Below are 15,131 nucleotides of genomic sequence, written 5' to 3'. Positions count from 1 at the left end.
GACGCGCGCGGTCACCGGCGACGGCGCGCAGGGACTTTCAGTCGACCACGTAGCGCGACATCACCGCGGTCTCGAAATGCCTCGTCTCCACCAACCGGAGCCGAATGTGCTTGTCCAGCTGCGGGAACATCGGCGTCCCGCCCCCGAGTACCACCGGCGAGACGAACACCTGGTACTCGTCGATGATCCCGTGCGGAATCAGCGACGCCGCCAGGTTCGCGCCGCCGACCTCCATGACCCCGTCACCTTCGGCCTTGAGCCTGCGAACCTCCTCGACCGCGTTCGCCCCGACGAGCCTGCTGTTCCACCCGACCTCGGTGAGCGTGCGGGAGAAGACGACCTTGGGTTTGTTCGTCCAGAGCTCGGCGAATTCGCGTTCGATGGGCGGCGCGTCCTCGGCCACGTGCGGCCAGTACTCGGCCATCAGCTCGTAGAGCCTGCGGCCGTGCAGCGAGACCTCGAGGTCGCGGTAGCGGTCGTTGTGGAACTGGTGCAGTTCGTCGTCGGGGCTCGTCCAGTCGATATTGCCGTCGCGGTCGTTGACGTAGCCGTCCACCGACACGCCGAACCCGTAGATCAGTTTCCTCATGACCGGGTAGACCTCCCACTCGCTCGAAACTCATCGGCGCCCGCGAAGCGGCCGCGGTCTCAGTCGTCGCCGCGGTGCGCGGGCGACCATTCGTCGGCTTTCTCGCCGGTGGCCAGGAAGATGGTGCGCCGCCCCACCTCGACGGCGTTGTCGGCGAAGCGCTCGTAATAGCGGCCGAGCAGGGTGAGGTCGACGGCGGTGGTGATGCCGTGCGCCCAGGCCGGGTCGAGCAGGGTGGCGAGCAGTTCTTCGTGCAGGTGGTCCATGAGGTCGTCTTGCTGGTCGAGGCCCGCGGCGGTGTCGGGATCGGGCGCCTCGATCACGGCGGCGGCGCCGGTGGCGATCACCACGGCGGCCGAGCCCATCCGGGAGATCAGCGGCTGGATCGGCTCCGGGATGGCCCCTTCGGGGTGACGGCGGCGCGCGGCGGTGGCGATATGGGTCGCCAAGGTCGCCATGCGCTGGAGGTTGCCGGTCAATTGGATGCCGGTGACGACCTGGCGTAGCTCTCTGGCGACGGGCGACTGCAACGCCAGTAGACGCATCGCCTCCTGCTCGGCTTCGCGAGCCATGGCCTCGACTTCGGCGCCGATGTCGATCACCAGATTCGCCTGGTCGATGTCGCCGCCGACCAAGGCGTTGGTCGCGGTGGCGATGGCGGTGCGGTCCCGAAGACACATCTCGTGGAGCAGCCTGGCCAGCTGTGACAGGTTCTCGTGGTACTCGGTCCGCATACCCGATTCAATCCCACCAGCGGTTTCGCCGCCACACGGGGTGCCCGCTGGGGGCAGGACGCGGCCTCACCGCTCGGCCGATGGTGGCCGCGCTTCGTGTCCGGGACGGCCGTGGGTGCGACGTTGCTCCTTCATCTCGGCTTCGTAGATGTGGCGCACCCCGGCGGCAAGATCTTCGCGCGCCCCGCGTTCGAGGCAGCGGAAGGTGGACCAGTAGCCGTCGTCGAATTCGTCCACCACTTGGAAACTCCACCGGCCTTCGATGATGTTGAGCCCGATCAGTTCCTCTCGAATCCTGGCCGCCCACCCGCCGTGGCCCGCCTTCTCGAGCAGGTCGGCGGCTTCGGAGAGCATGAGGTCGCCGCCGCCGACCAGTTGATGCATCGAGTACAGGTGCCCGCGGGCGCGTTCGATCATCTCCAGGGCCTCCGACAGTTTGCCCAGACCCGCCACCGTCATATCCGAGACGCCATCGGGCCGGACCGTGAAAGAGGATGCCTCGTCCCGCCGCTGTTGGTTCGCCATGCCCTTCCCTTCCGCCCGCTCCGCCGGTCACCGGTCGGCTACCCACCAACCGGTGAACGAACCCGCCGCTTCGGGGTCACGACATTCGGCCGAGCGTGTGCGGCGAGCCCGACCTCGTGGCTACTTGCCGGTGACGGTGAGGTAGATCAACGCCACGTTGAGCATCGAGATGACGGCGGCCACGAGCCAGGCGAGTGCGGTGGTGAGGCGGTGGTTGACATCCTCGCCCATCAGGGTGCGGTCGCTGGTGAACCGGACCAGCGGGATCAGGGCGAACGGGATGCCGAAGGACAGCACGACCTGGGAGATGATCAGCGCGCGGGTCGGATCGACGCCCGCGGCGAGAATCACCAGCGCGGGGATGAGCGTGACCAGGCGACGCACCAGCAGTGCGATACGGCGGTTCAGCAGGCCCTGCATGATCATCGCTCCTGCGTAGGCGCCGACCGAGGTCGAGGCGAGTCCTGAGGCGAGCAGCCCGACCGCGAGCAGCAGGCCCGCGGCGGGGCCGAGCACGTCGGTCACCGCGGCGTGCGCGCTCTCCAGCGAATCCACGTCCTCGCGGCCGCGCAGGGTGCTCGCCGCCATCAGCAGCATGGCCAGGTTCACCGCACCGGCCAGCAGCATCGCCACCCCGACATCGACCCGGGTGACCTTCAGCAGCCGAGTGCGAACCGGCCCGGGCTCCGGGTGTCCGTGCCGGTCGCGCGCCAGACCCGAATGCAGGTAGACGGCGTGCGGCATCACCGTCGCGCCGATCATCGCCGCGGCGAGCAATACGCTCTCGGCGCCGTCGAAACGCGGGACCAGTCCGGCGATCGTGCCTGCGGGGGAGGGCGGTGACAGCACGGCGGTGGCGAGGAATCCGATCGCGATGATCGCGAGCAGGCCGATGACGACCCGTTCGAATGGTTGCTGTCCGCGTTTGTTCTGCACCGCCAACAGCAACATCGACACCACGCCGGTGATGACACCGCCCACGATCAACGGCAACCCGAACAGCAGCTTCAGCGCGATTGCGCCGCCGACGATCTCGGCCAGGTCGGTGGCCATCGCCACGGTCTCGGCCTGACCCCAATACGCGAGGCGCACCGGGCGACTCGCGCGTTCGCGCACCATCTCCGGCAGCGTGTGCCCGGTCACCAACCCGAGTTTGGCGGACAGGAATTGCACGAGTCCGGCCATGACGTTGGCGCAGATGATCACCCACACCAGCAGGTAGCCGAACTCGGCGCCCGCGCTGATATTGGACGCGACATTGCCGGGATCGACGTAGGCGATCGCGGCGACGAACGCGGGCCCGAGCAGCCACATCGTCGACCGGGCGCGACGAAGCGTCGCCCGCGGCGTCGTGAGAAGGGCCGTACTCATACCCGGAGTTTACGGGTGCCCGAACTTTTTCTTTTCCCACCCCTGATCCACCGGCCTCGGCGCGGGCCACCGGCAGGATTTCGACCGTCCACAATCTGGCGGCTCCGCGCGCGGGAATCGATCGGTGTGGGGGCGATGGTCACGGTGTGTTCGGACGCGCGCCACGAGCGGTCATCGCGCTGTGCAGTTTCCAGGCCCCGTCGCCGCCCGCGGGGTCGTGGCCGGTGATGTGGGCGATCCGGCGGAGTCGGTGGTCGATCGTATTGGGGTGCACCTTCATCTGTTCGGCGGTGCGTTGGCGGTTGAAGTTGTTCGCGAAGTGGATCGCGAGGGTTTCCAGGAGTTCGGGGTGTTCGTCGAGCGGGTCGAGCACGGCCGCGAGCGCATCGCGCGCCGGGCCGGGTCGGGACAGCTGGAATTCCAGCGCCACCTCTTCGTGGCGATACAGGCCCGAGGGTGAGCCCAGTCGGACCACGGTGTCGAGCAGGCCGTGGGCGCGATCGACCGCGCCGGGGATCTCGCTCGGTGGCGCCTCGACCACCGCGGCGGTGATCGGGACGCGACCGGCCTCGGCGAGGCCCGCCACGATCTCGTCGATCGTGGCGGCTTCGAACAGCGGCGCGGGCAGCAGCAGCGTGCCGCCGCCGGTGCTGAGCAGCGCGAGGGCGTGCCTGCCGCAGCGGCGGGCAAGTTCGGCTTGCACCCGCCGCAGTTTCCGGCGCGCCACGATCTCGCCGCTGACGTTCGGGTCGGCCTCGTCGGGGTGGGCGGGGATCTGCACCGCGAGCACCCAGTACTCCTCGGCGACCTCGATGCCGCACTGCCGCGCGGACACCGAGGCCGGGCGTCCGCTGATCAGGGCCGAGGTCAGGGTCTGCGCGGCGGTGTGGTGTTCGCCCGCCACGACGCGCATCTCACGGATGTAGGCCATGGTGACGGCGGTGACTATCGAGTCGAGCATGCCGAGGACGAGGGTGAATCCGGCGGCCAGGGTGTCGAAGTCCGGCCCTTCGAGTTCGCCGGTGACGATGCCTTTGGTCGCGATCAGGTCGAGTCCGACGGTGAAGCCGGTGTGCACCGTGTGCAGGATGATCTCGAGCGGTATGTCTTCGCGCGCCCAGCCCGCCGCGGCCTGTTCCAGGCGCGCCAGTTGGGTTGGCCGGTCGGCGCCGTCGAGCACGGCGACGGCGAATTCGAGACAGTGCGAGGTCACGGTGGTGACCTCGCCGCGCACGAAGTCGCCGGGCGGGGTGCCGCACGAGAAGATGTGTTCGACGAAGTGGCCGACCATCAACTGCGCGACTCGTCGGGTGTTGCGTAAGGGGGCGGACAGCGGACGGCCGGAGATATCCAGACGTTCGCGCGATGGCGCGGTGACCAACACGAGGCTCCTTCACTGCGCTGTGTCCGGAACGAGGCGGATCGAGACGCGGCCTACGCCGAGGCGTGCCGGGCCTCGGTCGATGATCTATACGAAATATGTTGTCGCCGGACGTGATCCGGCGATTCGGTGAGTGTCGGCGCTACGGTGCCCGGTTCACCCGCCCGGCGGCGCGCTCGGGCGCGCTCGGGGCGCGCCGGACCGGCCGAGCCGCGACCCGGCTTCCGCCGACAGGTCGCGGCGGTCGCATGGACGCGGTTCAGGCGGATATCCCGAAGCGTCGAACGACACGGCGTCGCTCGGCGCGTGCCCGGCTACCACTGTCATGGTGCGATCCCTCGGTCCTGCACTGTATTTTTTCCCGGTCCGAAAATAATAATCGTCGGTCGGGTTTGGTCAAGTGCTGTCGAGCATCCCGCGCACGCGCGCGGAACCCTTGTCGCCGTGTCCGACTCGCGCCTGCCGCGCATCGGAGGAGGCGGCGGCGTTCGCCAGGTGGTCGCTGTTCGCGCGCTGCGACATAGCGGCCACGCCGCGCCCGCGCTCCTGATGCGGCATCCGATTACCCGATCGCGACAAACCGACCGCCCTTCTCGTGGGCCGCCGCCCCGGCGCCCGCCGCGCGTATCCTCGGGACCACCGGCTAACCGCCGTGTTGCGGACGACGCCTCCCGCCGCTTGCCTCCCATTCCGTGGCGATTATGACTTCTAACAATCGGTTGCGCGTGTCGGTGGTCTCCTCCTCAAATGCGAAAAGACCCTTCTCGGTGGGGGATCCGATCTGCCACACTCTCCCACGGCACGGCGACTCGAGTAATTCCTCGGGTCATCACGCCATCGATGGAGACGAAATTCGTATCCATCGGAGCTAGACGAGGAGTGAGGTCACGTGACAGAGTCCGGAGTCGGCACCCTGTTCGAATCCCTGTTGGAATCCGCCGGTCGACTGTCGTTCGATCCGCGCGATTTATCGCTGGACGACGAATCGGACGCGGAGCATCGATACGGAATGAGTCCGCAGTGGTCGCCCTTGTTCGGCACGTCCACCTGGCACTCGATGTCCGAGTCGGACCGCATGCGGCTGACCCGGCACGAGGTCGCCCATTTCCTCGGCATCGGAATATGGCTGGAACTGGGGTTGCAGGTAGCGCTGCTCCGGCAGAATCACAGCGCCTCGCCCGCGCGGCCCGACGTGAAGTTCCTGCTCAACGAATGCGCCGACGAGAACATGCATTCGCTGATGTTCGTGAACGCCATCGCCTCGCTCGGCGTAGATTTCTACTCGCGCGACCGCATGATGACGATGTTCGGCTGGCTGTTCCGCACCTTCGCCTGGGAGGAACTCGCCTACGGGATCATCCTGGCGGGCGAAGAGATGTTCGACGTCATGCAGCGCGACTGGATGACCACCGCCGACGTGGCCGAAGCCATCCGCAAGACCGCCTACATCCATGTCGTCGAGGAATCGCGGCACATGGTCTTCGCGCGCCGGAAACTGCGTGACCGGCTCGCCAATGCCTCGCGGGCCCGACGCGCGACCAGCATGTTCGTGATCGCCATCGGCACCCATCTCATCGCCAAAAGTCTGATCAACCCGACGGTCTACGAGGACGTCGGCCTGGATTGGGACACCGTGAAGTCCGATATCGGCGAGAACGAACATCACCGAATGATGTTCCGGCGCGCTGCGGAACCATTCATCGAATTCCTGAGCAGAGAAGGTCTGCTGAACCGGCCGACGCGCTGGATCTATCGCAGATCCCATCTCCTGTAGTGACGAGACACCATGACCCATATCATCCTCGGCCACTGTTGCAAGGACGCGTCGTGCGTTTCGGTGTGCCCGCAGAACTGTATTCACCCCCTGCCCGGCTCGCCCGGATTCGATTCCGCCGAAACCCTGCACATCGATCCGAGATCATGTATCGATTGCACCGCATGCGTGGAAGTGTGCCCGGCCGCCGCCATTAAGCCCGCCGCGGCGGTGACCGCCGAAGAACAGCGATTCATCGCCCGGAACGCCGACTACTTCGACGGAACTCCGGATTTCCATCCGCCGTTGCTGAATCCGCTGTCGGAACTGCCGCTCGGCACCCCGAGCGCCCCGCCGCGAGTCGCGATCATCGGTTCCGGCCCGTCCGCGATGTACGCGTTGCGCGAGTTGCTGAAACGTTCCGGATCGGCGCGGGTGACGCTGTTCGAGCAGTACGACCATGTCGGCGGACTGCTGCACCGCGGCGTCTCGCGCGACCATCCCGAGATCCGGGAGATGATCGCCCTGTACGACAAGCCGCTCGACGACGACCGCGTGGAGTTGATCCTCGACACCGCGATCGGCGCCGAACTGTCACTGGCGCAGGTGCGCAACGCGTTCGACGCTGTCGTGCTCGCTTGTGGCGCGTCACAGCCGCGCCGGATCGGGTCCGGCGACCCGTATCCGCACGGTGTATACCAGGCGGTGGATCTGCTGGTCGCCGACAACACCGGCTCCGCGCGCTTCGCCGCCCACCGGTTCGGGCCGCGCTGCGTGATCATCGGCGCGGGCAACGTGGCGCTGGACGCGGTGCGCTACCTGGCCCGGCGCAACCTTCGAGTCCCGCTGCGGGACAGGGTGACCGAATTGATCGTGCTGTCGCGTTCGCCCGTCGAGCGCGCGTCCTTCACACCCGCCGCCTTCTACGAACTCCAGGACACCGCGGGGGTCGATCTGCGGGCCGACAACGCGGGCGCCATCACCGCCGACCGCCTGCGCGATCCCGTGCTCCGCGAAATCCTCGCGCTGCACACCGCCGACGCCCTCGACCACGATCCTCGCCGCGAACCCGACGGCGACATGCGCGTGGTGCTGTCCTTCGACCGGAATGTGACCGGCATCGAGGAAACGGTCGACGGCACACCCCGCGTTGTCACCGCCTCGGGCCGCGACTTCACCGCCGACACGGTGATCTGCGCCGCCGGATTCACCACCGAGAAGTTCGACGACCTGCCGGTGGGCCCGGACGGCAGGGTGCCCAACGACCGCGGCCGCGTCCTGTCCCTCGAGACCGGCGAACCCCTCGACGGCCTCTACGTGGTCGGTTGGGCCAAACGCGGCGCGACCGGAGGAGTCGGCGACAACCGCCGCTGCGCCGCCGAGACGATCCAACAACTCGCGATCGACCTGACACCGGTTCTCAGCGCCCGCGCGCTGCTGCACCGAGCCTGACCACTCCTACAGGTCATCGAGCGGAACGGCTCGATGACCGCGGCATCGGTTCCACACCGGACTCCGGTTCGCGGGTGGCGAGGTAGCCGTCCGGGTCGGCGCGATCCGCGGGATTTCCGACATGGCGAGAATCTCCGACGCATCGTTCCACGGATTCGGGGGTCGCTCGTGAGACGGTTGGGGTCGAATTCCGGTGGTCGGACCGCGAGGTTGCGAGGATCAATCGCTGTCGGACCAGCGGCGATGGGTACCCCGACGACACGGAACGGAGACGTTATGCCCATTCGTGACACACCATGGCCCGAAGGCACGCCATGTTGGGTGGACTGTCAGGTGGACGATCCCGAGAAGGCGGGACATTTCTACGCCGACCTGTTCGGCTGGACCGTCGAGGACGGTGACGGGGATTCCGGCGGATATCTGATGGGTATGAAGGGCGGGGCGGCGGTGGCGGGCATCGGCCCCAAGCCGCAGGCCGGGATGCCTTCGGTGTGGACCACCTACCTGGCGGTCGCCGACGCCGACGCCACGGCCGCGAAGGTCACCGCCGCGGGCGGGCAGATGCTGGTGCCGCCGTTCGACGTGATGGACGCCGGACGCATGTTCGTCGGCGCCGACGCCGCGGGCGCGGCCTTCGCGGTGTGGCAGGCCCGCGCGCACAACGGCGCCGCGGTCTACAACGAGCACGGCGCCTACTGCTGGAATGAACTGCACACCAGGCAGTTCGACGCCGCGAAACGCTTCTACGCCGACGTCTTCGGCTACACCTACACCGATATGGGCGACGGCGAGTCCATGATCTACGCGACGTTCACCCCGCGCGGCGGCAGCGAGCCCGCGGGCGGGATGAACGACGACACCCTGATGCCCGCCGACCCGATGCCGAGCTACTGGCTCACCTGGTTCCAGTTCGACGACGTCGATGCCGGACTGTCACGCGCATCCGAACTCGGCGCGACGGTGCTGATGCCCGCCTCGGATTCGCCCGCGGGCCGCATGGCGATCGTCGCCGCACCGCAGGGCGAGATGTTCGGTCTCATCGACACGAACGTGACGGTCGGGGAGATGCCGCAGTAGGACCGCCGAAATCCCCTGTCGTGTCCAGTTTTTCGGGCACGACAGGGGATTTCGCGATGGACTACTCGCTGGGCTGGGGAACCTCGACGTTGCAGTCGGCCTTGGGGTTGGCGCCGAGGTAGTTGAGCGGTCCGGCGATGATGGTGAGCGCGATGGTTCCGGTGCTCGCGCAGTTGGTGGGCGCGGAGTCGTAGTAGTCGCGTTGGGCGCCCGCGACGACGCCGATCAGGAGCCAGACGAGCACGATGACCCCGATCAGACTGGAAGTTCTCGAGCCGCTGACTCGTCGACGGCCGGTAGCGTAGGTTCTCATATCGACTCCTGAAATCGATGACGCCGGTCGGGCAGTCGTCGGGAAAAGCCGCGCTGTCGCGCGAATTTCGCATCCGCCGCGCCCACGCGCGTCGAAGGGTGACGACCCGCCCGCCGGGGCAGATTGTGCTGGTATCAGCGATATGCCCGGTTGCGGCGACGGCAAACACCTCCGCGTTCCTGTGCGCGCATCCCGCGTCGGCGGGTCCCTGGACGCTGTCACCATCCGCGTCAGCGGTGCGCACCGGCGCTGTGGAAGAACGGACGAAAACGGACTGCGGATCCCTTGCCGGAACATCGTCACCGGAGGCTTACTGGAGATGTAGCGGTTGCCGATTATTATCGACATCCGTTGCGAGATAACCTTTTTCCACTATTTCGACATGGAGTCGAGCAATGGCAGCTGTCCTCACCACCCTCACCCCCAACACCGGCCCGGCGACGACCTTCAGCACCGTGGTGATCACCGGTTCCGGATTCAGCAATGTCGGTCCGCTGACCGTGCGCTTCGGCACGCAGGCCACCACGTTCACCATCGACTCCGACACCCAGATCACGGCCATCTCCCCGACGGGGACAGGCACCGTGGATGTCACCGTCAAGGTGGAGCTGGACGGCCTCAGCAACGCACTGCCCTTCACCTACGTCTGACCGCGGGTGCGGTAGGGCCGTCGGCGGGCAGCCGCCCCGCGGGCGGCCCGTCGCGTTACCCGGCACAGGTCACGCCGTCGATGCGAGAATTGTTATGGTCTAGTGCTTTTCGACGAAGTCGCGCAACAGCGTGCCGGTGGCGTCGGGTTTCTCGATCATGGGTGTGTGGCCGCAGTCGACGGTCTCGATCCGAACGTCGGGGATCCGGCTGTAGTCCTGGAAGGACGACGGTCGCCATCGTCGATCCGAGGTGCCGTAGATCACCGTGGTCGGCAACCCGAGATCGACGAGCCGGTCCGGTTCGGGTCGTTCCCGCAGGTAGACGTCCGAGGCGTCGGATGTCGCGGTGAGGCTGCGGTATGTCATGGCGCGAACGTCGGTGACGATTCGCTGGGGGATTTCCACGCCGGGTGTGAACGCGCTGCTCAGGGAGCCGCGAATGGCGGCGTCGGGGAGCAGCGGCCACAGGGGTTGTCCTATCGCCGGGATGAGCAACAAGGTGCCCGCCGGGCCGTTGTCGGTGAACGCGTCCAGTCGTGGGCCGGTGCCGATCAGCGCGATCGCGGTCACCAGTTCGCGGCGCTGCTCGGCCAGTGCGGTGATCACGTAGCCGCCGCTGGAATGCCCGGCGAAGACGGCGTGGCGGATATCGAGGTGGTCGAGTACCTCGCCGACCCTTCGGGCCTGTTCGGCGATACTGTATCCGTTGTCCGGCTTGGCTGATCCGCCGTGGCCGAGCAGGTCGATCCGTACCACGTAGCGGTCGGTCAACCAGGGAAGCACCGGATCCCACCATGCGGTCGATCCGGCCGAGCCGTGCACGAGGACCACCGCGCTCGCGTCGGGCGGCCCCTCGGTCACGACGTGGATGTCTCCGTCCGCGAGGTGCACCGTGTGCTCCTGTGCGTGGTTCGGCGCCGCGGTCGCGACTTCGGTGGCGTGGCCCGCGCACAGGACGGCCGAAACGGCGGCGATCAGCAGGCGGGTGCGGCGACGCCGAGCCGGTACGTCGGTGGTCTCACGCATGAGTGGTTCCCTTCGATCGGTGAGACCACCACGTTCTCGGACGAGCACGGGCCGCGTCTTGAACAAATGTCGGCCGAGGCGCGGGAACGGGAACCGCGCATATGATCGGGTCGTGCCCTGGGAGATCGCCCGTCCGGCGCGAGCGTCCGCGCTGCCCGGCATCGACATGGCCGGATTCCGCATCGGCGGTGACGGCCCACAGCGGCTGCGCGCGGTTCCGCATCCGGCCGTCACGGTGGTCGTCGAATTCGGTGACCGGTGCTTCGACATCAGTGACGCGGCAGGTCGAACGTATTCGGGCAGCCTGGTTCTCGGACTCGCGGACAGCGCGGCGCCGGTGCGGGTGCGTGCCATCGAGTGTGTCCAGCTCCGCTTGTCACCGCTGGTCGCACGTGCGGTCCTCGGCTGCCCGCCCGGCGAATTGCGCGGCGGGATAGTCGAACTCGACGATCTGTGGGGTCGCGACGCCGCGCGCCTGCGTGAACGCCTGCACGAAAGCCCGGACTGGGGCCGACGATTCGCGTTGATCGCCACGACATTGTCGGCACGGTTGCGCGACGCCCCCCGGACCGACCCCGAAGTCGCCTCGGCCTGGCGCCAGATCGTCCTCGGTCGGGGTGCGCTTCGGGTGGAGGATCTCGCCGCCGATGTCGGGTGGAGCCGTCAACGGCTGTGGTCACGCTTCGGCGACCGGATCGGTCTGACACCCAAGCGCGCCGCGATGCTGGTGCGTTTCGACCACGCCGTGCATCGGCTGGTTCGCGGCGAGTCGCCCGCGCGTGTGGCGGCCGAAAGCGGTTACGCGGACCAGCCCCACCTCTACCGCGACGTCCGCGGCTTCACCGGCACGACCCTCGCCCGCGCGGTCGACGAACCGTGGCTCGCGGTCGACGACCGCGCCTGGCCGACGACCGCCGCGACCGCGGGATCGCCTATGAGGTCGGCACGTCCGGCCGGACACCGTCGGGGTCGCTGATCACTCGTGCGCGATCGCGGTTGCGGTCCGGCTCGAGTGCGCGTGACCGTGTGGACTCGTCGATCTCGGCGCGCGGCGGCATCCCTACCGCGCGAATTCGCCGCGGAACGCGCGGTGGAAGCCCCAGTTCATGATGTGCATCGCGAGGGTGTAGGAGGGTGGGAAGTAGCGTTGGGCGAGGTAGCCGACGTGGATGTCGGGGGAGGTGAAGACCATGTACTTGTCGCGTTCGACCGCGCGGATCACGGTGCGCGCGGCCGCTTCCGGGGTGACGGCGTGGCGGCGGAAGCGGGTGATCGCGGATTGGAAGGTGGTGCCGTCGCGGTCGATGCCCGCGACCTCGACGCTGTCGACCATGGGGGTGGCCATGGCGCCGGGGCAGACCAGGCTGACGCCGATGCGGTGCCTGCGCAGGTCGAAGCGCAGGACTTCGGAGACGCCGCGCAGGCCGAATTTGCCCGCGCTGTAGGGGGCGTGCCACGGCAGGCCGAACAGGCCCGCCGCCGAGGACACGTTAACCAGGTGGCCGCCGCGGCCCGCGGCGATGGTGCGCGGCAGGAATTCCTCGATGATGTGGATGGGGCCCATGAGGTCGATGTCGATGGTGCGCCGCCACTGTCGGTGGGTGAGGCGTTCGACGGCGCCCCAGGTGGCGATGCCCGCGACGTTCATGACGATGTCGACGCTGTCGAGTTCGGCGTGGGTGCGGGTGGCGAAGGCGGCGACGGCGTCGTGGTCGCTGATGTCGAACGCTTCGGCGAGGTGCACGGTGTGGCCGTCGGCGCGCAGTTCGCTCGTGGTGCGCGCGAGGTTGTCGGCGTCGATGTCGGTGAGCACGAGTGCGGCGCCTTTGGCGGCGGCGGCGAAGGCCAGCGCGCGGCCGAGGCCGCCCGCGGCGCCGGTGACCAGGCAGCTCTTGCCGTCGAAGGTCGTCATGGGTCGACCATAACGTTCACGAACAGCATTGTCTATCAATCGACGCGGCTGTGCCCCGAGCGATAACGGCCGCGTCTGGGACGATGTCAGTTCGCGCCGACCGGCCGCGCCGACCGCTCGCAGGCGCGCGTGCGGTACTCCTGGGGCGGGCAGTCGTTCCACCGACGGAAGGCACGGATGAACGAGGCGGCCTCGGCGTAACCCAGGCGCGCCGCCAATTGTTCGGTCGTCATGTCGGTGTGGGTGAGCAGCACCTCCGACAGTGTCTGGCGCACCTCGTCGAGCAGTGCGCGGAACGAGGTCCCTTCCTGGTTCAACCGCCGCGACAGGGTGCGCGGACTCATGAACAGCGCGGTGGCGACCGCGATCTGGTCCGGTATGGCGCCGGGCTCGCGCACCAGCAGATCCCGCACGGTCGCGGCCATGCCGTCGCGGGCGTGGTGGCGCGCGAGCAGGTCGCGGCACAACTGCTCGCAGGCCGCGCGCGCCCGCTCGCTCGGGCGCGGCAGCGGGCGGTCCACCGTGCGCCGATCGAAGACCGCGACGGTCGCCTCGGCGTCGAACAGCGGTGTCACGCCGTAGATCTCGCGGTGACGTGCGGTGTCGGGCGGTGCGCCGTGCCGGAATTCGACGCGGGCCATGGGGATCGCGGCGCCGAACAGGTCGCGACCGATCGGCCCGAAACCGGCAAGCGCGCGTTCGGCGAGGAAGGCGCGTACCTGCGCGGGCGCCTCGGCGTCGTCGAGGCGCAGCCTGGCCTCATCGCCGGATTCCTCGAAGGTGAGCTTGCCGAAGACCACGGTGGTGTCGAGGTAGCGGCGCGCCACCTCGATCATCTCGCGCACCGTCGGGCTGCTGAGCATCGCCAGACCCCACGGCCCGGCGGCCGAGAGCCGAGTGCGCGCACCCGCGATCGCGCCGAGTCCGGGTTCGCCGCACTCGCGCACGAGGTTGGTGACCACCCGCAGTTCCTGGCGCGCGGTGATCTCCGCCGACGCGGCGGCCGCCGCCTCCGGGGTCACCGAGCTGCCCGCCAGGCACGCCCGCGCCGATATTCCGCGCTCCCGCGCCAGCCCGACGAGGTCGTGAACGCTGGAGGTGTTGCGGCGAAGATCCCAGTCGAGCATGAAGTCGCATTCCGATCGAACGTGTACCAGACGGCTTGGCGCAACCTATCAACGCGAGCGGCGCCAACGGTGTGAAACGACGAACTTTCGTGTCGGCGTGCCGAGAGCGTGACACGCCGAGACGACCGCTGGTATGCGGTGCGCGAACCTCGCCGCGCGCTCGCGCGACAGGACACAATGGAATGGGCGGTCCGACACGTGGTCACACAAGAGGTAGCCGAGGAGGCACACCGTGGAATCCGACAACCCGCCATCCACCGTCCCCGAGATCACCGAAATCGCCGAACTGCACACCGATCTCGCGCGCCGCCATCGCGCCACCGCGAGTGCCGGTGACGCCGTGGACCCGGAGGTCGTCGACGCGGATCTCGCGGCCCTGCACCGCGACGGCTACGTGATTCTGCGAGACCTGCTCTCCGCCGGGGAAATCGAGCGGGCGCGCGCCGCGATCACGCCGCTGCTGCACCGCACGGGCCGCAACACCTTCGAAGGCGAACGGACACAACGGGTCTACAGCCTGCTCGAACGAACCCGCGACTGCGACCGCCTGGTCGACCATCCGCGCGTGCTCGCGCTGCTCGACCGGCTGCTGTTGCCCAACTATCTGCTGTCCCAACTCCAGGCCATCAACGTCCTGCCCGGCGAACGCGCCCAACTGCCGCACCACGACGACGGTTTCTATCCGGTGCCGCGCCCGCGCCCCGCGCTCAGCGCGGCGACGGTGTGGGCCGTGGACGATTTCACCGAGGCCAACGGCGCGACCGTCGTGCTGCCCGGCAGTCACCTGTGGGGCGATCGGCGCGGCACCGCGGATTCCGATCTCCGCGTGCCCGCGGCGATGTCGCCCGGTTCGTGCGTGTTCTTCCTCGGCACGCTGTGGCACGGGGCGGGCGCCAATCGCACCGATCGGGCCCGGCTGGCGGTGACCGCCCAGTACTGCGAGCCGTGGCTGCGCCCGCAGGAGGCCTTCGGTCTTTCCACCGGCCGCGACACCGCGCGCGCGGTGTCCGAGGACATCCGGCGCATGCTCGGCTACAGCATCCATCCGCCGTTCATGGGCACGGTCGACGGGATGCACCCGGCCCGTTTGCTCGCCGACCGCGGTGCGGTGCCGTGACGACGCCGTGCCGGATTCGAGGACCGATCGTCGTGAGTCGACGTGCCCGCACCGGCCCGACCCCGGGGTTCGAGCCGGTGCGCTGACCTCGCGACCGCGCGGCT

General features: G+C 68.3%; 16 protein-coding genes. 6 read left to right on the top strand and 10 right to left on the bottom strand.

Going from position 1 to position 15,131, the window contains the following annotated elements; all coding sequences use genetic code 11:
• Window positions 1-37: 37 nt before the first annotated feature.
• From IT779_RS29630 to IT779_RS29605, 6 genes are all read right to left on the bottom strand, one after another.
• The gene (locus IT779_RS29630; protein WP_196152751.1) at window positions 38-589 is read right to left on the bottom strand and encodes a dihydrofolate reductase family protein; all 552 of its coding nucleotides are present in this window, start codon (window positions 587-589) and stop codon (window positions 38-40) included.
• Between the two features lie 59 nt (window positions 590-648).
• Window positions 649-1,323, bottom strand: a complete 675-nt coding sequence (locus tag IT779_RS29625) for a phosphate signaling complex PhoU family protein (protein WP_196152750.1) — start codon at window positions 1,321-1,323, stop codon at window positions 649-651.
• A 66-nt stretch (window positions 1,324-1,389) separates the two neighbouring features.
• Window positions 1,390-1,848: a hypothetical protein gene (locus tag IT779_RS29620; protein WP_196152749.1), complete on the bottom strand. Its 459-nt coding sequence runs from the start codon at window positions 1,846-1,848 to the stop codon at window positions 1,390-1,392.
• Between the two features lie 120 nt (window positions 1,849-1,968).
• On the bottom strand, window positions 1,969-3,219 hold the full coding sequence (locus IT779_RS29615; RefSeq protein ID WP_196152748.1) for an Nramp family divalent metal transporter: 1,251 nt from the start codon (window positions 3,217-3,219) through the stop codon (window positions 1,969-1,971).
• Window positions 3,220-3,358: 139 nt separating this feature from the next.
• Entirely contained in the window at window positions 3,359-4,603 is a 1,245-nt protein-coding gene (locus IT779_RS29610) for a PucR family transcriptional regulator (protein ID WP_332839030.1), read from the bottom strand.
• A gap of 393 nt (window positions 4,604-4,996) precedes the next feature.
• Complete coding sequence (locus tag IT779_RS29605) at window positions 4,997-5,158, bottom strand: hypothetical protein (protein WP_196152747.1); 162 nt, start codon at window positions 5,156-5,158, stop codon at window positions 4,997-4,999.
• Between the two features lie 331 nt (window positions 5,159-5,489).
• On the opposite strand from IT779_RS29605, the gene IT779_RS29600 reads away from it, so the two are divergent.
• The 3 genes from IT779_RS29600 to IT779_RS29590 all read left to right on the top strand — a co-directional run bounded on the left by IT779_RS29600 (window position 5,490) and on the right by IT779_RS29590 (window position 8,882).
• On the top strand, window positions 5,490-6,374 hold the full coding sequence (locus IT779_RS29600) for an AurF N-oxygenase family protein (RefSeq protein ID WP_196152746.1): 885 nt from the start codon (window positions 5,490-5,492) through the stop codon (window positions 6,372-6,374).
• A 12-nt stretch (window positions 6,375-6,386) separates the two neighbouring features.
• Window positions 6,387-7,805, top strand: coding sequence for an FAD-dependent oxidoreductase (locus IT779_RS29595; protein WP_196152745.1), 1,419 nt, complete (start codon window positions 6,387-6,389; stop codon window positions 7,803-7,805).
• A 276-nt stretch (window positions 7,806-8,081) separates the two neighbouring features.
• Window positions 8,082-8,882, top strand: a complete 801-nt coding sequence (locus IT779_RS29590; protein WP_196152744.1) for a VOC family protein — start codon at window positions 8,082-8,084, stop codon at window positions 8,880-8,882.
• Window positions 8,883-8,943: 61 nt separating this feature from the next.
• On the opposite strand, the gene IT779_RS29585 is transcribed toward IT779_RS29590, so the two are convergent.
• Window positions 8,944-9,195 carry a hypothetical protein gene (locus IT779_RS29585; RefSeq protein ID WP_196152743.1) on the bottom strand — a complete coding sequence of 84 codons (252 nt, stop codon included), beginning with the start codon at window positions 9,193-9,195 and terminating at the stop codon, window positions 8,944-8,946.
• Between the two features lie 395 nt (window positions 9,196-9,590).
• Here IT779_RS29585 and IT779_RS29580 point away from each other — a divergent pair, with 395 nt between their 5' ends.
• A complete protein-coding gene (locus IT779_RS29580; RefSeq protein ID WP_196152742.1) occupies window positions 9,591-9,845 on the top strand; it encodes an IPT/TIG domain-containing protein in 255 nt (84 codons plus the stop codon).
• A gap of 99 nt (window positions 9,846-9,944) precedes the next feature.
• Here IT779_RS29580 and IT779_RS29575 read toward each other — a convergent pair whose 3' ends face one another.
• A complete protein-coding gene (locus IT779_RS29575) occupies window positions 9,945-10,871 on the bottom strand; it encodes an alpha/beta fold hydrolase (RefSeq protein WP_196152741.1) in 927 nt (308 codons plus the stop codon).
• A gap of 112 nt (window positions 10,872-10,983) precedes the next feature.
• Between IT779_RS29575 and IT779_RS29570 the strand changes: the two genes are divergently transcribed.
• Window positions 10,984-11,847: a helix-turn-helix domain-containing protein gene (locus IT779_RS29570; protein WP_332839029.1), complete on the top strand. Its 864-nt coding sequence runs from the start codon at window positions 10,984-10,986 to the stop codon at window positions 11,845-11,847.
• An 84-nt stretch (window positions 11,848-11,931) separates the two neighbouring features.
• On the opposite strand, the gene IT779_RS29565 is transcribed toward IT779_RS29570, so the two are convergent.
• Together IT779_RS29565 and IT779_RS29560 are read right to left on the bottom strand one after the other, a co-directional pair.
• The gene (locus IT779_RS29565) at window positions 11,932-12,783 is read right to left on the bottom strand and encodes an SDR family oxidoreductase (protein WP_196152740.1); all 852 of its coding nucleotides are present in this window, start codon (window positions 12,781-12,783) and stop codon (window positions 11,932-11,934) included.
• An 86-nt stretch (window positions 12,784-12,869) separates the two neighbouring features.
• Window positions 12,870-13,910, bottom strand: coding sequence for an AraC family transcriptional regulator (locus tag IT779_RS29560; protein WP_196152739.1), 1,041 nt, complete (start codon window positions 13,908-13,910; stop codon window positions 12,870-12,872).
• Between the two features lie 268 nt (window positions 13,911-14,178).
• Between IT779_RS29560 and IT779_RS29555 the strand changes: the two genes are divergently transcribed.
• Window positions 14,179-15,027, top strand: a complete 849-nt coding sequence (locus IT779_RS29555; RefSeq protein WP_332839033.1) for a phytanoyl-CoA dioxygenase family protein — start codon at window positions 14,179-14,181, stop codon at window positions 15,025-15,027.
• Window positions 15,028-15,131 lie beyond the last annotated feature (104 nt).

The sequence above is a fragment of the Nocardia bovistercoris genome (assembly GCF_015674855.1).
Lineage (GTDB): Bacteria > Actinomycetota > Actinomycetes > Mycobacteriales > Mycobacteriaceae > Nocardia > Nocardia bovistercoris.
The sequence above is the reverse complement of the archived record's forward strand: the minus strand, read 5'-3'. Positions and strand labels throughout refer to the sequence as shown.